Origin of the sequence: Yoonia sp. R78084 (assembly GCF_044595625.1) — a bacterium.
GTDB lineage: Bacteria > Pseudomonadota > Alphaproteobacteria > Rhodobacterales > Rhodobacteraceae > Yoonia.
Genome location: NZ_CP138993.1, coordinates 2,034,743 through 2,053,898, shown reverse-complemented (window position 1 = coordinate 2,053,898; position 19,156 = coordinate 2,034,743). Strand labels below are relative to the sequence as shown.

Below are 19,156 nucleotides of genomic sequence, written 5' to 3'. Positions count from 1 at the left end.
CTTTAGTTGCCGGTCGTCTCTGACACCAAAGCGCCGTCTGACCAGATGCCAACGCTTTCCTGCCCTGTGGCATAGCGCATCGTGCCTTCGCCTTCGCGGCGGCCACGGACGAAGCCACCCTCATAGACGTCGCCATTGGCATAGGTCGCAACACCTGTGCCGTTGATCACACCGTCCTGCCATTGGCCGACATAGGTAAAGCCATCGGGCAGGGTGATTTCACCCTGACCGTTACGCTGTCCGTTCAGGAACTCGCCCACATAGACCGCGCCATCGGCGTAAACCGCCCGGCCCAGACCGTTGCGCTGGCCCTCGGACCACTGGCCTTCATAGACATAGCCGTCAGCATAGGTCATTTTGCCTTGGCCATGGTTGCGGGCATTCAGGAACTCGCCCTCATAGACCAGACCGTTGCCAAGCGTCGCAACACCAACGCCGTTGATCACGCCGGCGTCCCATTCACCTTCATAGGTCGACCCGTCTGTATAGGTGATTTTGCCGGTGCCATCGGCAAGGCTGTTCACAAAGGTGCCGACGTAAACAGAGCCGTCCGGATAGGTCACTTCGCCTTGGCCTTCAATGCGGCCTTCAACCCACTCACCCACATAAACATACCCATCTGTACCACGGAAAGTGCCTGTTCCATGCCGCAGATCGTTCACAAAGGTCCCTTCATAGACGTCGCCGTTGGCATAGGTGGCCACGCCTTCGCCTTCACGTTTGCCATCGACGAAATTTGCCACATAGACATCACCGTTAGGCTGCGTGAGTGTGCCAGCACCCTGAATGCGCCCATCGACCCATTCGCCGGTGTAGACCAGGCCGTCCGCCATGGTCATGGTGCCGGTGCCATCGCGTTCGCCGGCTCTGAGCGTACCTTCATAGACGGCACCATCCGGATAGGTGATCTTGCCCTCACCTTCCTTCTCGCCATTCACCCACGCGCCTTCATAGATATAGCCGCCGGGGCTGGTCATGGTGCCGATGCCGTTATGCATCGCGTTGCGGAATTCACCTTCGTAGACAACACCGTTGGCATATTCGGCAATGCCTTGCCCGGTAATGTTGCCATCGACCCATTCGCCTTCAAATGTGCCGCCGTCAGCAAATATGATTCGACCCTGGCCTTCGGGCTTGCCTGCGACAAAAGCCCCCTCGTAAACAGACCCGTTGGGGAATATGGCTCTGCCTTGGCCGCGGATTTCACCTGCAACCCACTGGCCGGTGTATTCATACCCGTTCGGAAGCCGGTAGGTGCCGGTGCCATCCTGCTTGCCATCGACGAAGGTTCCTTCATAGACACCGCCGTCATCATATTGTTTTGTCTGGACATCCTGGGCGAACCCGCTGGAAGCGATGGTTGCGGCCAATATCGCAATAGTCGCAGTCTTTGGTAGTACAAACATCGTCATCCGTCTCTCCGTTCACTTCCGTGTATCTGCAGCTTATGAGAGGAGTTGCCGCCTGACAACGGCCTTGGGCCGAAGTCGTCTAACGGCTTTCCCCCGCGCTTCTTTCTGCTACATGCATGCCAAGGCTTTTGGACAAAACTATGACAAAATTATTTCGCCTTACAATGGCGCAGCTCAACCCGACCTTGGGCGACATCGCGGGCAACGCCGATCAGGCGCGTGCGGCGTGGTCGGCGGGCAAAGCCGCTGATGCCGATCTTGTCGTGCTGCCCGAGATGTTTCTGGTCGGCTACCAGACCCAGGATCTGATCATGAAACCGGCCTTTGTCGCTGATGCGATGGCGCATCTGACGCAGCTTGCCAAAGACTGTGCCGACGGCCCCGCCCTGTCGATCGGTGGCCCTGCGCTGGAAGACGGCCGGCTTTACAATGCCTATTTCACGCTGCGCGGTGGCAAGATTGTTGCCCGTGCCCGCAAACACTTCCTGCCCAACTTCAACGTCTTTGACGAAGTCCGCCTGTTCAAAAGCGCCGATATCGCAGGCCCCTTTGCGCTGCCTGACGGCCCGCGCATCGGCCACCCCATTTGCGAAGATGCTTGGTACCCCGATGTCTGTGAAGCCATGGTCGAAAGTGGCGCCGAGATTTTGGTGGTGCCCAATGGCTCGCCCTATTTCCGCGATAAATTTAACATCCGCATGCAGACCATGCTGAACCGCGTGATCGAAAACGATGTGCCGCTCGTCTACCTCAACATGGTCGGCGGACAGGACGACCAGATGTTTGACGGCGGCTCCTTCGTGCTCAATCGTGGCGGCAAATTGGCGGTGCAACTGCCTGTGATGGATGCCACCATCACACATGTCGATTTCGAACGCACCGATGACGGGTGGGTGGCCAAAGAGGGCGAGAAAGCATTGCTGCCGGATACGCTTGAGCAGGACTACCGCGTGATGGTCGAAGCCTTGCGCGACTACATGCGCAAGACCGGTTTCAAAAAGGTCCTGCTGGGCCTGTCGGGCGGGATCGACAGCGCCATCGTCGCTTCCATTGCCGTCGATGCGCTGGGCGCGGGCAATGTGCGCTGCGTGATGCTCCCCTCCGAATACACTTCCCAAGGCTCGCTCGATGATGCCGCCGCTGCCGCCAAGGCTTTGGGTTGCACCTACGACACAATCAGCATCGCAGGCCCGCGCGCTGCGGTAACCGAGGCGCTCGCGCCACTCTTCGCGGGGCTTGCGCCCGACCTGACCGAGGAAAACATCCAGTCCCGTATCAGGGGCCTTCTGCTGATGGCACAATCCAACAAATTCGGAGAAATGCTGCTGACCACCGGCAACAAATCCGAGGTCGCCGTTGGCTACGCCACGATCTACGGCGACATGGCGGGCGGCTATAACCCGATCAAGGACATGTATAAAACGCGCGTCTTTGCCGCCTGCCGCTGGCGCAATGCCAATCACCGCGACTGGATGTGTGGCCCTGCCGGCACGGTGATCCCCGAAGCCATCATCGACAAACCCCCTTCGGCGGAGCTGCGCCCTGACCAGAAAGACGAAGACAGCCTGCCGCCCTATGATGTGCTGGACGGGATATTGGCAATGCTGGTGGATCAAGAGGCCTCGGTCGCCGATTGCGTGGCGGCCGGTTACGCGCGCGAAACTGTCAAACGGGTCGAACACCTGATCTACATCAGCGAATACAAGCGCTTCCAGTCGGCCCCCGGTCCACGGTTGTCGGCGCGCGCCTTCTGGCTTGACCGGCGCTATCCGATCGTGAACCGTTGGCGTGATGACAGCTGACACGCATATCACCGAGAGTTTCCGTATCCGTCGCGTGGGTGGCGGCCTTCTGATCTTTATCGGGCTGCCGCTGACATTGATCACTGTGCGCTTCTTCGCGTGGTCCTGGGCGCAAAACATGCTGGCCGTCCTGTTTGCTCTGACCGGTCCAGCATTGGTTTTAGCCGGACTTTGGGCCGCCTTCCCAAGGCGCAAACCTATGCTGCGTCTCACAGTTAGCGATGATCGAATCACGATCCATTCGCTACCTGCCACCATCCCCCTTGACGCACTTCAAAGTATCCGCCACGCCAGACCCGTCTTGGCAAAACACAATCTCCTCATCTTCAAAACACAAACACGCGAAATCACTTTCAACGTGATAAATCTGACCCATGAGGCGCCTGACATTATCAACCTGATAGGTATGCGCCTTGAAATGCTGGGGCGCTTTCTGCGCGAAACCCGTTCTGATGTGCTCGGCGCGCGCACAGGCCTCTGGGAGGTCGTCACGGGCGCCGCCTTTGAGCAAAGGCCCTAATCTGCTAAAGTGCGGTATGCCAGCGAACAAGACACAAGCCACCGATCAGGATGTGCGCGCCTTTTTGGCAGCCATCACACACCCCACACGAGCGGCCGATGCGCAAACGCTCGACAGGTTGTTCCGGCAAATTACAGGCTGGCACCCCACAATATGGGGAGACAGCATCATCGGCTATGGCCGCTACGACTATCGGTACGACAGCGGGCGTGGCGGCTCATTTCTGGCAACGGGGTTCAGCCCGCGAAATCCAGCCTCTCCGTCTACATCATGCCCGGCTATGCGGATTTCGGCAGCATCCTTGCAAGGCTAGGCAAACACAAAGCCGGCAAATCTTGCCTGACGATCAACACGCTCTCGGACATCGACATAGACGTGCTCGCCGAACTGATCAGCGCGGGCCTAAAAGACCTCAACACCAGATGGCCGGTCAGTCCCGGCTAACCTGCTTTCCATGTCCAATCAAACTTCGGGGTGAGGCGCAGCCGAGGGGCAGCGCCCCTCCAGCTACCCCTCAACTGGACATCGCGCGCATCTCATGGTCAAAGCCCCTTCAACAGGAGATGCACCCATGACCACCACCAGATTCGCCCCATCACCCACCGGTTGGATCCATATCGGCAACCTGCGCGCCGCACTTTTCAACTATGCGATTGCCCGCCAGAACGGGGGCACCTTCATCCTGCGCATTGACGACACCGATGGCGAACGCTCCAAGCCCGAATATGTGGAGGGCCTGAAAGAAGACCTGACATGGCTCGGTTTCACCTGGGACCGCGTGGAACATCAATCCGCGCGCATGGAAAACTATCTGGCAGCCAAGCAGAAACTGATCGACATGGGGCGGCTCTATGAATGCTTCGAGACGCCGACCGAGCTCGACCTCAAGCGCAAGAAGCAGCTCAACATGGGCAAACCCCCGGTCTATGACCGCGCGGCTCTGGCGCTCTCGGAGGATGAAAAAAACGCACTGCGCGCTGAACGCGGTTCGCATTGGCGCTTCAAACTCGATCACAAACGCATCGAATGGACCGACGGCATCATCGGCGACATCTCGATCGACGCGGCCTCGGTCAGCGATCCTGTGCTTTTCAAGAACGACGGCCAGATCCTCTACACGCTGGCCTCGGTGGTCGATGATACCGAAATGGACATCACCGATATCGTGCGCGGCTCTGACCACGTGACAAACACGGCCACCCAAATCCAGATGATCGAAGCACTGGGCGGCACCGTGCCGACATTTGCGCACCATTCGCTCCTGACCGGCCCGCAAGGCGAGGCGCTCTCCAAACAACTCGGCACCTTGGCATTGCGCGATCTGCGCAAACAAGGCATCGCGCCACAGGCGATCCTGTCGCTGATGGCGCGTCTCGGCTCGTCCGAGCCTGTGGAACTGCGCACGAATATCGACGAGGTTGTCGCCCATTTCGATCTGTCGAAATTCGGCTCGGCCCCTACCAAATTCGACGCAGCCGATCTGATCCCGCTCACCGCCCGCCATCTGGCCACGCTCAAGGCCGGTGATGTGGCCGATGTCCTGACATCGGCTGGCGTGCCCGCCGCTCTGGCCGAGCCTTTCTGGCAGCTTGTACGCGACAACATCAACAGCCTCGACGAGGTTGCCGATTGGTGGGCGCTCATGCGCGATGGTGCCGCGCCGCTGGTTGACGACGAAGACCGCGATTTCGTGGCGCAGGCTTTCGCCATGTTGCCCCCCATGCCCTACACTGCAGACACATGGGGCACGTGGACCACTGCTGTGAAAGAGGCCACAGGCCGCAAGGGCAAGACCCTTTTCATGCCCCTGCGCAAAGCCGTCACCGGCCGCGCCCGCGGTCCTGAAATGGCCGAACTCATGCCGCTTTTGCAAAAGGCGCCCAAGCTGGATTGAGGGACAAGGAAAGGGTAGCACGATGCCTGCTCAGGCGTGCCCCTTTCTGCGGGACAAAGCCACCTTTTTCGGCACCTACTGCACCGCATTTGGCAAGGCAGTGTGTCAGTGAGCCATTCTTGACTGTCTACATCGATGCTTTACCAATCCTACGTGGTCCAGAGTGGGGTATCCGGCAAGGTACGACTATTGTGTCCATGATTGTGTTTCCGCAGCCATCGCCTTGAGCCACAGAATGTCAAAGCCGGCGATGATGCGATAACCCTTCGCGAAAAGCGCATCAGCCTGTGACTTTGCAAGGCCAACGTTGCCTAGCGGGATACCTGCCGCGTTTGCGGCTTTTTCTACCTTTGCAATGGCCGCAAGAAAATCTGGGTGGTCGAACTGGCCCGAAATGCCCAAATCTGTCGATAGGTCGAATTGCGCCGGAATAATCGCATCAATCCCCGGCACCGCACATATCGCCTCAATGTTTTCAATCGCATCCCGTGTCTCGACCAGTAAACAGCAAACCAGACGACCATCGACGGTTCCGCGGTAGTCCATGAGTGACGTCCCCCAACGGGAATGTGCGAGGAATGGCCCGAAACCTCGCGTGCCATTTGGCGGGTAACGCAGCGAGGTGACAGCACGGGCAGCATCTTCGGCACTACGGATCAACGGAAACACAATACCTTCAGCACCAAGATCCAGCACACGTTTTACCTGTGCCGCATCGTTTACTGTGACCCGGACAAGCGGAGCACATGACGTGCCGGCAGTTGCTGCGATCATTGCATGGGCCGACGCGTAATCAATCGCCCCATGTTCCAGATCAATTATGACCGCGTCGCTGCCAGCGGCTGCCATCGCTTGGGTCACGGTTGCAGAGGGTATGGTGCAGACATGCGCCGTCAGTCGTTTGCTGGGATCGGACAACTTTTCTTTGAATGTCATAGGCTGGGATTGCATGGGGGCCTCAATTGAACGGTGCTGTCATGAATGTCGTTGGTGGCCACGTTCGCGGTTGAAACAGAACTTATCAAGCGTCTTGTTGCGCCAGCGTTCAAAGCTGACGTGCACTGCGCCGCGCTGCTTCTGCTATTTGCGTATAACCCGCCTTGTCATCCCCCCGTCCTGCGCGTCATGGTGACGGTGACGCATGATGCAAGGCACCCCCGCATGGCCGACACCCAGGCAAAATTTACCCAAGGCAGCCTTTTCGGCCACATCTCTGTGATGTCCCTGACCGCCTCGGTCGGCCTCATGGCGGTGTTTCTGGTCGATTTTGTCGACATGATCTTCATCTCCATGCTGGGCAAGGCCGAGCTCGCGGCGGCGGTCGGCTATGCCGGTGCTATCCTGTTTTTCACCACCTCCTTCGGCATCGGTATGGCGATTGCGGCAGGGGCCCTCGTTGCCCGCGCGCTGGGCGCTGGCGCACGCGAAGAGGCCCGCCGCCGCGCCACCAACGCGCTGATCTATGGTGTCATTTTCGGTGCTGTCTTCGCGGCCCTTGTCTGGATGAACCTCGCCACATTCGCGGCCCTGCTCGGTGCCTCGGGCGAAACACTTGACCTTGCCGTCCACTATCTGCAGATCATCGTGCCCTCGCTGCCATTCCTGATGATCGGTATGATCGGTGGTGCAATCCTGCGTGCGCATGGCGATGCGCGCCGTGCCATGATGGCGACAATCTGGGGCGGTTTGGTCAACGCAGTCCTTGATCCGATCCTGATCTTCGGTCTTGATCTCGAACTGACAGGGGCCGCCATGGCCAGCGTTTGTGCGCGGGTGGCCATCGCCGTGACGGCGCTGCTGCCCCTGATCCGTCACTACGGCGGCTTTGACAGGCCCACCCCAGCCAGCCTGAAAATCGACCTTGCCCCGATCCTTGCCATCGCCTTTCCCGCGATCCTGACGCAACTGGCCACCCCGATCGGGCAGGCCTATGTCACCCGGGCAATGGCGCAATTCGGTGAAGAGGCCGTGGCAGGTATGGCCATCGTCGCGCGTATGTCGCCCGTGGGCTTTGCGGTGATCTTCGCGCTTTCAGGGGCCATCGGGCCCATTATCGGACAAAATGCAGGCGCCGGACTGCATGACCGCGTGCGTGGTGCGTTCCGCGACGGGCTGCTTTTTACCGCCATCGTGGTGGTGGTGGTCTCGGGGTTGTTTTTCCTTGCCCGCCCCGCGATCCAGATGCTGTTCAGTCTCGACAACGGTGTAGCTCTGACCATCGTGTTCCTCTTTGCGGGCCCGCTGTCGCTGATGTTCTTTTTCAACGGCGTCATCTTTGTGGCCAATGCCGCCTTCAATAACCTTGGACACCCTTTCTATTCGACAATCGTCAACTGGGGCCGCCATACCCTCGGGACGATCCCCTTCGTGATGGTGGGTGCCGCATGGTTCGGTGCGCCGGGCGTACTGATCGGGCAATATCTCGGTGGCGCTGTCTTTGCGATCATCGCTTTTTGGCTGGCGCGAAAGGTGATTGCAGATCAGGGGGAGAACCCCGAAAAGGGCGAACCCTTTGCAAGACAGGCACGTCTCTTTAGCCTACTTCATCACCGCCGCTAGATGCGCATCGACAAGCGCTGTCTCACGGGCGGTCAGAAGCTGATGGCGGGGATAGAGCGGGGCCGCACGGTCATCAAGAACCGGCATGGTCCAGCCATCGGTTGCCTCAAAGAAATGCGCAACGCCCGCCACGCCATGGACGCGCAGATAGCCCTGCACAACAACGTCCAGATAGCTGCGCAAGATGGGATGATCCGCAGCGTCTGACAGATGCGCGGGCTTGACCTGATAGACGGCTGTTTGCGCTATGTCGCCGTGATGCTGGATGGCGCTGGTCACATCATGGCGCTGATATGCGGCCTCGCGTTGGTCAAGGGCCAGCCAATCGGCTCCTGGCACGCACGCAATCACCCCGTGCAGCGCGGTATCAGGGCAGGGGACGACCGACAAAAAGGCTGCCTTGCGCAGGTTTGTCCGCTGCCAGACGCGCCGCCAACCGTGCAGAACTGCCGGACGCGGATCATCGTAGCTGTGGGTGGCAAGGTTGACGAGGCTGCCGTACCCGAAAAAAGCCGGATCGCTCATTCGCGCGCCCGCAGCACCTGCGCCGGTTTTGCGGCAAGTGGGCCCCACGCAAAGGCCAGCCCCGCCAGCAGCGATGCCAGAACGCCGCCGCCGATGATCAGCAGGGCATTGGACCAGATCACGGTATAGCTTGTGTCCATGATAAAGGTCGAAACAGCCCAGCCGCCTAGGATACCTGCGCCAAGTGCCACACTTCCTGCGGCAAACCCGAGGATCGCCGCACGCAAGGCAAAGCTCAGCATGATCCGCCCGCGCGAGGCACCGAGCGTTTTCAGCACCGCCGCTTCAAAGGTCCGCGCCCGCTCACCGGCCGCCGCAGCCCCGATCAGCACCAGAAACCCTGTAACAAGCGTGATCAACGCGCCATAGCGCGTCGCGGCCGAGATACCGCCCACCAGTTCGATCACCTGATCAATGGCATCACGAATACGGATCGCAGTAATGTTGGGATAGGCCGTCGCCAGATCGCGCAGGATCGCGGCCTCGGCCTCTGGCGTGGCATAAACGGTTGAAATCCAGCTATGCGGCGCCCCCGCCAGAGCGCGCTGGTTCATCGCGAGCACAAAGCCGATCCCTGCATCTTCCCAACTGACATTGCGAAAACTCGTCACTTCGCCGGTGATGTCACGGCCCAGAATGTTCACAGTCATCATGTCGCCCAGTTGCAGGCCGATCTCTGCCGCTTCTTCGGCAGCAAAGCTGATCTGGGGCGGCCCGTCATACCCTTCAGGCCACCATTCCCCTGCGGTGATCTCGGTGCCACTAGGCTGTGCATCGGCATAGGTGATCCCGCGGTCCCCGCGCACGACCCAGTGACCACCGGCCACCTCTTCTGCGGGGCGGCCATTGATCTGCGTGATAATCCCGCGCAGCATGGGTGCGGTGTCATAGCGGCTGACTGCGTCATCGGCATCAAGCCGCGCACCAAAACCTTCGATCTGGTCAGGCTGGATATCCACAAAGAAATAACTGGGTGCCACAGCAGGCAAATCATCCGAAAACGATGTGCGCAGGTTCCCGTCAATCTGGCCGACCGCCGCCAGCACAGTCAGGCCCAGCCCCAGTGATAGCACGACCGATGTTGCCTCACCCCCGCGCGCGCCAATCGCGCCAAAGGCCAGACGCAGGGCAGGGCGGCCGCGTGTCGGTTTGCGAAACCGCCGTGCAATCCAGCGAATGGAGACAGCGGCAAGCACCAGAATGGCCAGCGCCCCCGCAATTCCGCCTGCGGTCCAGAGCGTCAGGAACACGGTGCCGGAAAACAGGATCGCGGCCCCGATCAATCCGGCCAGCAACACGGCAATCGCCACCAGATAGCGCGGTGCGGGCAGGGTGGCACTGGCTGCAAAGGCATCACGAAACAGGGTTGCAGCGCGAATGTCCTCGGTCTTGGCCAGTGGCCAAAGGGTAAAGATCAGTGCCGCCAGCAGGCCATAGACCGCTGCTTCGAAAAGCGGTGCAGGATATACGGTAAAGACCGCAGGAATAGGCAATTGTGCCTCAATCACAGGGCCAAGCAGCACAGGCAGCCCCGCGCCAATCACGAGCCCCAGCACCACGCCTGTAAGGGTCAACACGCCGATCTGTATGAAATAGGTCTGAAAGATCACCCTCCGGGTCGCCCCAAGCGTTTTCAGCGTGGCAATGACTTGTGTCTTGCCTGCCAGATAGGCCCGCACCGCGGCCGACACACCCACGCCACCCACAGCCAGACCTGACAGCCCCACAAGGATCAGAAACGCGCCGATCCGGTCCACGAATTGCGCGACACCGCCCGCACCACGGCGGCTATCGCGCCAGCGCAATCCGCTGTCACGAAACTGGGCCTCGGCGCTGTCTTCCAGTGCTTGCAGGTCTGCGCCCTCGGGCAAATCCAGCCGGTATTGCGTGGAAAACAACGTCCCCTCGACGATCAGACCCGAGTTTGCCAGATCCGCAGTCTTCACAATCGTGCGTGGCCCAAGACCGAAACCACCCGCGGCATTATCCGGATAGCGATCCAGAATGGCCCGCAGGGTAAAATCCTGTTCGCCCAACCTGAAACGATCACCGGGCGCAAGGGCCAGCCGATCAGCCAGCACCCGCTCCATGACCCCGCCATGATCGGCCAGCGCTTCTGCCAGCGGGATCGGCGGATCAAGCGTCACCTGACCAATCAAAGGATAGCGATCATCGACCGCGCGAATTTGCGTGAGCCCGCGCTCTGCCGCGCCACCGCGTTCCACCACGGCCATCGAGCGGAAATCAACCGTTTCCGACACACGTGTTGCAATGCTGTTCAGCCAGGCCAGTTCCTCTGCGCGCGCGAACCGATAGGTAAATTCAACCTCCGCATCGCCGCCCAAGAGCGCCGCACCATCCCGCGCCAACCCCGCCTCAATGCCTGCACGCACGGTGCCAACAGCCGCGATTGCCGCGACACCCAGCGCCAGACATGCCAGAAACACACGAAAACCGCGCAAGCCACCGCGCAATTCGCGCGCGGCAAACCGTGATGCAATCGCAAGGCTCATTCCGCAGCCTTCGCAACAGGGCTGTCGATGCGCCCGTCACGCAGACGGATCACACGGTCACAACGCGCGGCCAGTTCATTGGCGTGTGTCACCAAAATCAAGGTCGCCCCGTGGCGGTCCCGCAGATCAAACAGCAGATTGATAATGGCAGCGCCGTTCGTTTCATCCAGATTGCCCGTCGGCTCATCCGCCAGCAAAATCTTGGGACGCGGGGCCGAGGCGCGCGCCAGAGCCACCCGCTGCTGCTCACCGCCCGACATCTGGTTGGGGTAATGATCCATGCGATTGCCAAGCCCCACAGCCTCCAATTCGGCGGCCGCCCGCGCAAATGCGTCCTTCGCGCCGGCCAGTTCCAGCGGGGTTGCGACATTTTCAAGCGCCGTCATTGTCGGGATCAGGTGGAAAGACTGGAACACGACCCCCATATGGTCTCTACGAAAGAGGGCAAGCTGGTCTTCGTTCATCGCCGTCAGATCCTGGCCCAGTGCCGTGATTGTGCCCGATGTCGCCTGTTCCAGCCCGCCCATCAACATAAGGAGCGATGACTTGCCCGATCCACTTGGCCCTACCAGCCCCAGCGTCTCGCCGCTGGCCACCTCAAGCGAGATGTCATGCAGAATGTCGACGCGGCCTGCGTTGCCGTCCAGCGACAGGTGCGCATGGGAAATGGAGAGAACGGGATCGGTCATCGCGGGTGCCTTTTGTCGTATCAATGCCTTTGCATATGGGGCCGTTTTGCGCTGCAGCAACCTTCTCGCGGCGGTTTTGCTGACCACAACGTTGGCACAGGCCGAGACCGTCACAGTCGCGGCTCTGGGCGACAGCCTGACACAGGGCTATGGGCTGCCGCAGGCTGATGGCTTTGTGCCGCAACTCCAAACTTGGCTGGCAGATCAGGGCGCGGATGTGAACGTAATCAACGCAGGTGTGTCGGGCGACACCACAGCAGGCGGGCTCAGCCGTGTCGGCTGGACACTCACCCCCGAGGTTGACGCGATGATCGTGGCCTTGGGCGGCAATGACTATCTGCGCGGTCTTGATCCGGCGATCAGCCGCGCGAACCTCGACGGTATTCTTGCGGCAGGGCAAGAGGCGGGCGTGGCAATGCTTTTGGTGGGGCTGACGGTCGGGGGCAACTATGGGCAGGACTACAAGCAGGATTTCGAAAACATGTATGCCGATCTTGCCGCAAAATACGACGTTCCCCTTTACCCCGACTTTCTGGGCGCATTGCGCGCAGAGGCGGGCACGCAAGATGCCGCGCGCGCATATTTGCAAGCCGACGGAATTCACCCCAACCGTGAAGGTGTTTCCCTGATCACGGCCGCCATCGGGCCGTCTGTGCTCGCGCTTGTGAATGCCGTGCCATAGCCGGTCGGGGGCAGAACCCCGTCACATGCAAAAAATGGGCGCCAAATGCAGGCGCCCATCGAACATACAGATTAATCAGCCCACTTTAGTCGGCGAGGGTCAGGTTCACAGCGCTTTCGCGCCCGTCGCGGCCTGCTTCGATGTCAAAGTTGACCTTCTGGTCATCCTTGAGACCTGTCAGACCCGACCGCTCGACAGCTGAAATATGGACGAAAACATCCTTGCTGCCGCCGTCGGGTGCGATAAAGCCATAACCTTTGGTAGTGTTGAACCATTTGACAGTGCCTGAAGCCATGTCCTTGTTTCCTTTATATTCTCCGCTCGCGGGACTGCAGCGGACCGGCTCGGTCAAACGTGATCGAGAGACTGGGCCGTAAGTGGAAACAGTGGTCGATAGGTCAACGTTGCACACCAATGATGCCACATTATCCGTATAAAATCAAGGAAACTTGGATGATTGTGCGCTCTCGGCGTACAATGGGTGGCGAGCGCGCGCTAGGGCGCGCGCTACAGCCGTCTTTTCAAAATTCGCTTACGCGAGTGCGAGGTTCACAGCGGATTCGCGACCATCACGGCCAGCTTCGATGTCAAAAGTAACTTTTTGATCATCCTGCAGGCCTGTCAGGCCAGAACGCTCAACAGCGGAGATGTGAACGAAAACGTCCTTGGATCCGCCATCAGGTGCGATAAAGCCGAAGCCTTTAGTTGTGTTGAACCATTTCACGGTGCCAGTAGCCATCGTGTTTTTCCTTTAGTATCAGTGCTGTCCGCGATATTGCGACAGCTCGGCTTAGTCAGTGTCAAAATCGAGAGACTGTAGCCGAAAGGGAAAACAGTGGTCGAGTTGCATAACGTCTGCACCCCGCGTGTGAGGGGTAGCACCGCAAAAAGCAAGTGAATTCTCAAGAAAAACGCCGATAAGCGAAAAATGACCGGCGTCTTGTCATCCTTGCCTGGCTAGCGCGGTCCGGATGGATTGATCTGGCGCCGTGACGGGCGGATGGCAGTTATGACGACATGGTCCCGGCCATTCCGGCGCCGCCTATACTGTTTGCGATTCACCAGATCAGGGCCTTCAGGCGCACAGGCCTCTTGTCATGAAATTACCGTATAGTTCCGCCCTTTTGCGTTGGAATGTTGGCAATCATGCCCGAACGACATTATAGTCCACAGATCGGCGACAGTATTAAGGCTTTTTTGGGTCTTTTGGCGTCGTCAACTTGCTTTGGCCGCCAATAAGGTGACACATATAACGAAAGAGACCTTGGCGTCTCTCGTAGGACCAGTTGGATCTGTTTGATCAAAGGATGACGTTATGACCGTGAAAGAGATTAACCAGGCGTTGGAAAGCTGCCTGACAAGCAAAAGCAATTACGCAGGTCTTGTGCATAACCTTTACGAATTGGAATGCTCTGACGAATTGATCGAAGCAATCGTTGTCGGCGCATTGGGTGAAACGGTCCGGAGCCGGATTGCACCACTGATCACCATGGTGCGTGCCTATGAAAACCTCACGTCATCCGAGCAAATCGACATGCTCTATTCCATCGTGGACAAGCAGGACGCGCGTTCACAGAGCGATGCACTCGACAAACGCCTGACAGCCTAAACCGGTCCGGCGACATCGTGTTTCCCCGTCGTTACGCAGATCGGGGAAACTCTGGCCCGGTGGCCCGTTCAATGTACCACGATAGCCCGCGCTTGTTGCCACAGCGCTTGCAGACAAAGTCCTTGGCGACGGTCTCAAGCGGGAGATGTTCGTGAAAGCGCGCATAGATGACATGGGGTGCCACCCGATAGGCCTTGTGGCAGGCTGGGCAGGATACCACCAGTAAATCACGTCCGGTCAGGTGATGGACCCTGACGGCGAACTTCAATCCAAGCGTGACTGGTTCATATGGCATTCCGCAAAACTACAAGAATGTTCATGTTGTGTTCTAGCCCAAATCTCGTATCCTCATGCAAAAAAGATCAGCCATCTGTCAGGTGTTGTCCGCGTGGCCCAAGCGGCACCGTCATCCTGCGTCACTATCCGCATTGACGAGGCGCAAAAACCCCACCATATCCCAGTTATGACAGACCTTTCGCACATCCGTAATTTCTCGATCGTTGCCCATATCGACCACGGGAAATCGACCCTCGCAGACCGCCTGATCCAATCCACCAATACGGTGGCGGAACGGGATATGAAGGCGCAGCTTCTTGATAGCATGGATATCGAGCGCGAGCGCGGTATCACGATCAAGGCCAACACGGTGCGGATCGACTATGTCGCCGACAACGGCAAGAAATACGTTCTCAACCTGATCGACACCCCCGGTCACGTGGACTTCGCCTATGAGGTTTCGCGCTCGATGCGCGCGGTCGAAGGCTCGCTTCTGGTGGTCGACAGCACCCAAGGGGTCGAGGCGCAGACGCTGGCCAACGTGTATCAGGCCATCGACGCCGACCACGAAATCGTGCCGGTCCTGAACAAGATCGACCTGCCCGCGTCAGAATGTGACCGTGTTGCCGAACAGATCGAAGACGTGATCGGCATCGATGCCTCTGGCGCGATCCGCGTCAGCGCGAAAACCGGCATCGGCATCCACGAGACACTCGAAGCCATCGTCAACCTGCTGCCCGCCCCCACAGGCGACCGCGATGCGCCGCTCAAGGCGATGCTGGTCGATAGCTGGTACGACAGCTACCTCGGCGTCATCGTGCTGGTGCGCATCATCGACGGGGTGATGAAGAAAAACGACCGCGTGAAATTCATGTCCAACGGGGCTGTCCACGGCATCGACAAGATCGGCGTCTTCCGGCCCCAGATGCAGGACGTGGCTGAACTCGGGCCCGGTGAGATCGGCTTTATCACAGGCTCGATCAAACAGGTGCGCGACACCCGCGTCGGCGACACCATCACATCCGAGAAAAAGGGCGTCGAAAAAGCACTCCCCGGCTTTAAACCCGCGCAACCGGTGGTCTTCTGCGGGCTCTTCCCCGTGGACAGCTCCGAATTCGAGGACCTGCGCGACGCCATAGACAAGCTCGCCCTGAACGACGCCTCTTTCAGCCACGAGATGGAAACATCCGCCGCCCTCGGCTTCGGCTTCCGCTGCGGCTTCCTCGGGCTGCTGCACCTCGAAGTGATCCGCGACCGGATCGAGCGCGAATATGACATCGAGCTGATCACGACCGCGCCTTCCGTGGTCTACCACGTCTATATGCGCGACGGCGAGATGATCGAACTGCACAACCCCGCCGACATGCCCGACCTGACCCATGTGGACCATATCGAGGAACCGCGCATCAAGGCGACGATCCTTGTGCCCGATGACTATCTGGGCGATGTGCTGAAACTCTGCCAGGACCGCCGCGGCGTGCAGTTGGACCTGACCTATGCAGGCTCCCGCGCGATGGTGGTGTACGATCTGCCACTGAACGAGGTGGTGTTTGATTTCTACGACCGCCTGAAATCCGTGACCAAGGGCTATGCGTCATTCGATTACCAGATGACAGGCTACCAGCAGGACAATCTGGTGAAAATGTCGGTGCTGGTGAACGACGAACCTGTCGATGCGCTCTCCATGATGGTGCACCGCGACCGTGCCGAGATGCGGGGCCGCGCGATGGTGGAAAAGCTCAAAGACCTGATCCCCCGCCACATGTTCAAAATCCCGATCCAGGCGGCCATCGGCGGTAAAGTCATCGCCCGCGAAACGCTCTCTGCACTGCGCAAGGACGTGACCGCCAAATGCTATGGCGGCGACGCGACGCGCAAACGCAAACTGCTGGACAAGCAGAAGGCCGGTAAGAAAAAGATGCGGCAGTTCGGGAAAGTCGATATCCCGCAGGAAGCGTTTATTTCGGCGCTGAAGATGGACAGCTAAGCTGGCTATTTTTGGAGCGCGTGCGGGGAGGGGATTGCGCAATGAAATGCGGCCGCAATCGGTTGCTGGTTGGGCATGGGACGGTTTTGTAGGTGGATGCGTGAGCGGGTAATGCCACGGAAGCTAGCAAAAAAGGCTTATTCGGTTTGGTTGGGCCTTGTGCGGAGTCCCTTACTAGTTTTGTTCAGCCACCGATGTTTAGCATAGTACAACGTTGACACTGCATTTTGCTTAAACGCTACATGTTGAACTGGTGCTTTCTCCTTATATACTTTGATACATTGTCAATTTCAGGGAAAAGTGTTCGACCGTTAATATTGAGTATATCAAGTTCCGCGATGAGGTTTTGCTTGTTGTCTTTTGGAATTGAATATTGCGTTACATCAATAGATGTAGATTTTTCTAACGCTTTAAAACGCAACAAACCCGCTGCCAAGAATGCTCCTGACTGTGCGATGAGTCTTGGGTGGCTCCTCTTTGGCCAAACAAAGAAATATCTGGTTAGATCGGAGGGACGGACGTCGTTCAGGAAGTAAGGCTTCTCTACTCGAACAAATTGAACCAGACGTTTTACTTCGGGCTGTGCGTTGAACCATTTCTTAAATTTCTTCGTTTGTATGCCACCTCTTTTATCTCTTTCAGGCGATTGGAGGTAGCGACCTATCCGCTCACGCTCTTCGAAGTCAAGTCTAGCAAGGTTTGATATGAGGCTCATTCGATCGCTATCAAATTGAAGTATTCTATCTAGCTTGATTACTGAAAAGCCGAAGACTTTGCCATCCTTCTCTTGCGAGTCTGAGCAGGCAAAATAAAGTGCTACCAAAGGGTTTAAGGATACGTCGAGAAGGCGGGTTGGTAGTTGATAATGCTGAGCTCGCACCAATTTTTCGAACATGGTTTGATCGTTTTCAAAGTTTGTTGGTGAGTCGGTAAGTAGCTCTCTAACAGATGCCTCTTCCGCATGACTGACGTAGTCATCTCGGTATACTCCGGGTATTGGTTTCCAGCGATAATAAGACTGTCCCCGGTAACACATCAGTGCACCGTCTGTCTTATCATTCATAATAAGATCTATGAATTGGCTGACGCTTTGAATTTCGACATATTTCTTTCTCATCAGCCAATCCAGTATTCTGTACGCTCGACTACGCCTCAAGTTGTACATTTATTTTGCAGAACGGCACGCTGTTTTCTAAGAAACCGTAGGTTGGTGAAACCCACGCGCCCGACAAACAACCCCTCACGCGTGGGTTTCACCCACCCCGCACCTCCCGCCACCCATCCTCATCCACCGCCTTCAACCGCGCGAGCGCCGCTTCGGCCTCGGCCCGCAGCGCCTCTTTCGCGTCGGCTTTCACCGTCTCGACTTCCGCCACCAACGCGTCGATCTCGGGCAGGGGCGTGTCTGTCGCGGCCGAGAGCGCCTGCAGGGCCTCCAGCACTTTGCCGAGTTGTTTGCCGTAGCTCGCGACCTCGCGCACGACCTTTTCCTCGATCGCGGGGCTGCCTTTGATGTCGGGGGACAGAAAGCGCGGCGTGATCTCTTGGGTCACGTCACCGGAAAAGGGCGCGCGGAAAATCGGGGACCAGATGTCAAACGGGGTCGGCATGGCAATACTCCTGATGAAAAATACCGGAAGTATCGCTGCGGTGCAGAAAATCTGTCAAGTGGGCAGGCGGGCTGCCCTTGCCCCGCCCTTAGAGCGAGCGGTCGATGGCCGCGCCCGCGTTGGTGATATCACGCCCAACCCCTTGCACGGTTTCACAAGCAGCAAGACCAAGGATGGCGATGATCAGGGCGATACGGGTCATGGAAGGCTCCTTCGAGAGTGATGTTTTGGCAATCCTAGCACCGCCCCCCGCCGTGGCAAGAGAGTGCATCGCGTATGTACAGGGTGTGTACGCTCTGTGTACAGGATGTTTACGCCAGAAATGCGCTAACCGCCGCTGCGAACTCGCGCGGTTTTTCCGCATGCAGCCAGTGCCCCGCGCCGGGAATTTTGGCAAAGACCGCATTCGGGAAAAGCGCCTTGATCTGCGGCCGTGCCTCGCGCTGGACATAGGGCGAATTGGCCCCCGACAGGAAAAGCGTCGGCCCGTCGAATTGCCCTGAGATTTCCGGAAATCCGATGATCTTGTCCATCTCGGCGGCCAGCACATCCAGATTAAGCCGCCAGCGTTTCTCTTTCATATCAAGGCTTTGGAGCAGAAAATCCGCGACACCCGGTTCCAGCCCTGTCAGCTGCGCCTTGGCGTCCCCGCGGCTTTCGATACCTGCCAGATCAACGCGCCGCATCGCCGCAATCGGCCCCATCTGGCTATGGGTATAGGTCACAGGCGCGATATCGGCCACGATCAGCCGGTTCACAAGCGCAGGCTGCGTCAGCGCCAGCACCATCGCCGCCTTGCCCCCCATAGAATGTCCAATGACATCAGTGGGTTGCGTGATAACCTCGGCCAGATCGGCCGCCATATCAGGATAGCTGTGACTGTCATACCATGCGCTGCCCGCATGATTGCGCATATCAACGGTGATCACGGGCCGCGTGGCCGACAACCGCTTGGCAATCACCCCCCAGTTCCGCGCGGACCCGAACAGCCCATGCGCGATCAGCAAAGGTGTGCCCGCAGGCCCGTCATATGTCACCGTGTTCAACATGCATCTACTTGCTACCTGTCTGTGCCATC

At 58.5% G+C, this 19,156-nt stretch carries 21 protein-coding genes; 9 read left to right on the top strand and 12 right to left on the bottom strand.

Features of this window, described 5'->3' with window-relative positions:
* Positions 1-2: 2 nt before the first annotated feature.
* Complete coding sequence (locus SJY29_RS10420; RefSeq protein WP_400082630.1) at positions 3-1,412, bottom strand: MORN repeat-containing protein; 1,410 nt, start codon at positions 1,410-1,412, stop codon at positions 3-5.
* 140 nt (positions 1,413-1,552) lie between these two features.
* On the opposite strand from SJY29_RS10420, the gene SJY29_RS10415 reads away from it, so the two are divergent.
* From SJY29_RS10415 to gltX, 5 genes are all read left to right on the top strand, one after another.
* Positions 1,553-3,214 (top strand): NAD+ synthase, encoded by a 1,662-nt coding sequence (locus SJY29_RS10415; RefSeq protein ID WP_400082627.1) that lies wholly within the window; start codon positions 1,553-1,555, stop codon positions 3,212-3,214.
* On the top strand, positions 3,204-3,734 hold the full coding sequence (locus SJY29_RS10410; RefSeq protein ID WP_400082625.1) for a hypothetical protein: 531 nt from the start codon (positions 3,204-3,206) through the stop codon (positions 3,732-3,734). The genes SJY29_RS10415 and SJY29_RS10410 overlap by 11 nt, the downstream gene beginning before the upstream one ends.
* Positions 3,735-3,750: 16 nt before the next feature.
* The gene (locus tag SJY29_RS10405) at positions 3,751-4,047 is read left to right on the top strand and encodes a hypothetical protein (RefSeq protein ID WP_400088972.1); all 297 of its coding nucleotides are present in this window, start codon (positions 3,751-3,753) and stop codon (positions 4,045-4,047) included.
* On the top strand, positions 4,005-4,178 hold the full coding sequence (locus SJY29_RS10400) for a DUF1801 domain-containing protein (RefSeq protein WP_400082622.1): 174 nt from the start codon (positions 4,005-4,007) through the stop codon (positions 4,176-4,178). Before SJY29_RS10405 ends, SJY29_RS10400 begins: the two co-directional genes overlap by 43 nt.
* Before the next feature lie 127 nt (positions 4,179-4,305).
* Positions 4,306-5,628, top strand: a complete 1,323-nt coding sequence (gene gltX / locus SJY29_RS10395) for a glutamate--tRNA ligase (protein WP_400082620.1) — start codon at positions 4,306-4,308, stop codon at positions 5,626-5,628.
* Positions 5,629-5,814: 186 nt separating this feature from the next.
* On the opposite strand, the gene SJY29_RS10390 is transcribed toward gltX, so the two are convergent.
* Positions 5,815-6,564 (bottom strand): HpcH/HpaI aldolase/citrate lyase family protein, encoded by a 750-nt coding sequence (locus tag SJY29_RS10390; RefSeq protein WP_400082617.1) that lies wholly within the window; start codon positions 6,562-6,564, stop codon positions 5,815-5,817.
* 225 nt (positions 6,565-6,789) lie between these two features.
* Here SJY29_RS10390 and SJY29_RS10385 point away from each other — a divergent pair, with 225 nt between their 5' ends.
* On the top strand, positions 6,790-8,187 hold the full coding sequence (locus SJY29_RS10385) for an MATE family efflux transporter (protein ID WP_400082614.1): 1,398 nt from the start codon (positions 6,790-6,792) through the stop codon (positions 8,185-8,187).
* Here SJY29_RS10385 and SJY29_RS10380 read toward each other — a convergent pair.
* The 3 genes from SJY29_RS10380 to SJY29_RS10370 are packed head-to-tail and all read right to left on the bottom strand — an operon-like array spanning position 8,167 to position 11,914.
* Entirely contained in the window at positions 8,167-8,712 is a 546-nt protein-coding gene (locus tag SJY29_RS10380) for a gamma-glutamylcyclotransferase (protein ID WP_400082612.1), read from the bottom strand. The two genes, SJY29_RS10385 and SJY29_RS10380, sit on opposite strands and share 21 nt — an antisense overlap.
* Entirely contained in the window at positions 8,709-11,225 is a 2,517-nt protein-coding gene (locus tag SJY29_RS10375; RefSeq protein WP_400082609.1) for an ABC transporter permease, read from the bottom strand. The genes SJY29_RS10380 and SJY29_RS10375 overlap by 4 nt, the downstream gene beginning before the upstream one ends.
* Positions 11,222-11,914: an ABC transporter ATP-binding protein gene (locus SJY29_RS10370; RefSeq protein ID WP_110279343.1), complete on the bottom strand. Its 693-nt coding sequence runs from the start codon at positions 11,912-11,914 to the stop codon at positions 11,222-11,224. The genes SJY29_RS10375 and SJY29_RS10370 overlap by 4 nt, the downstream gene beginning before the upstream one ends.
* Here SJY29_RS10370 and SJY29_RS10365 point away from each other — a divergent pair.
* On the top strand, positions 11,892-12,596 hold the full coding sequence (locus SJY29_RS10365; protein WP_400082606.1) for an arylesterase: 705 nt from the start codon (positions 11,892-11,894) through the stop codon (positions 12,594-12,596). The two genes, SJY29_RS10370 and SJY29_RS10365, sit on opposite strands and share 23 nt — an antisense overlap.
* Before the next feature lie 85 nt (positions 12,597-12,681).
* Here SJY29_RS10365 and SJY29_RS10360 read toward each other — a convergent pair whose 3' ends face one another.
* Positions 12,682-12,891, bottom strand: coding sequence for a cold-shock protein (locus SJY29_RS10360; protein ID WP_055291916.1), 210 nt, complete (start codon positions 12,889-12,891; stop codon positions 12,682-12,684).
* A 237-nt stretch (positions 12,892-13,128) separates the two neighbouring features.
* A complete protein-coding gene (locus SJY29_RS10355) occupies positions 13,129-13,335 on the bottom strand; it encodes a cold-shock protein (protein WP_055687912.1) in 207 nt (68 codons plus the stop codon).
* Positions 13,336-13,911: 576 nt separating this feature from the next.
* On the opposite strand from SJY29_RS10355, the gene SJY29_RS10350 reads away from it, so the two are divergent.
* Positions 13,912-14,205, top strand: coding sequence for a hypothetical protein (locus tag SJY29_RS10350; protein ID WP_110279341.1), 294 nt, complete (start codon positions 13,912-13,914; stop codon positions 14,203-14,205).
* A 31-nt stretch (positions 14,206-14,236) separates the two neighbouring features.
* Here the strand turns inward: SJY29_RS10350 and SJY29_RS10345 are convergent, their stop codons facing one another.
* Positions 14,237-14,500, bottom strand: coding sequence for a hypothetical protein (locus SJY29_RS10345; protein ID WP_400082602.1), 264 nt, complete (start codon positions 14,498-14,500; stop codon positions 14,237-14,239).
* A 168-nt stretch (positions 14,501-14,668) separates the two neighbouring features.
* On the opposite strand from SJY29_RS10345, the gene lepA reads away from it, so the two are divergent.
* Positions 14,669-16,468, top strand: coding sequence for a translation elongation factor 4 (lepA, locus tag SJY29_RS10340; RefSeq protein ID WP_400082599.1), 1,800 nt, complete (start codon positions 14,669-14,671; stop codon positions 16,466-16,468).
* Between the two features lie 238 nt (positions 16,469-16,706).
* On the opposite strand, the gene SJY29_RS10335 is transcribed toward lepA, so the two are convergent.
* From SJY29_RS10335 to SJY29_RS10320, 4 genes are all read right to left on the bottom strand, one after another.
* The gene (locus SJY29_RS10335; RefSeq protein ID WP_400082597.1) at positions 16,707-17,585 is read right to left on the bottom strand and encodes an FRG domain-containing protein; all 879 of its coding nucleotides are present in this window, start codon (positions 17,583-17,585) and stop codon (positions 16,707-16,709) included.
* Positions 17,586-17,721: 136 nt separating this feature from the next.
* The gene (locus SJY29_RS10330) at positions 17,722-18,078 is read right to left on the bottom strand and encodes a hypothetical protein (RefSeq protein WP_400082594.1); all 357 of its coding nucleotides are present in this window, start codon (positions 18,076-18,078) and stop codon (positions 17,722-17,724) included.
* Between the two features lie 88 nt (positions 18,079-18,166).
* Positions 18,167-18,280 carry an entericidin A/B family lipoprotein gene (locus SJY29_RS10325; RefSeq protein ID WP_055291933.1) on the bottom strand — a complete coding sequence of 38 codons (114 nt, stop codon included), beginning with the start codon at positions 18,278-18,280 and terminating at the stop codon, positions 18,167-18,169.
* A 109-nt stretch (positions 18,281-18,389) separates the two neighbouring features.
* Positions 18,390-19,127 (bottom strand): alpha/beta fold hydrolase, encoded by a 738-nt coding sequence (locus tag SJY29_RS10320; protein WP_400082591.1) that lies wholly within the window; start codon positions 19,125-19,127, stop codon positions 18,390-18,392.
* Between the last annotated feature and the right edge of the window lie 29 nt (positions 19,128-19,156).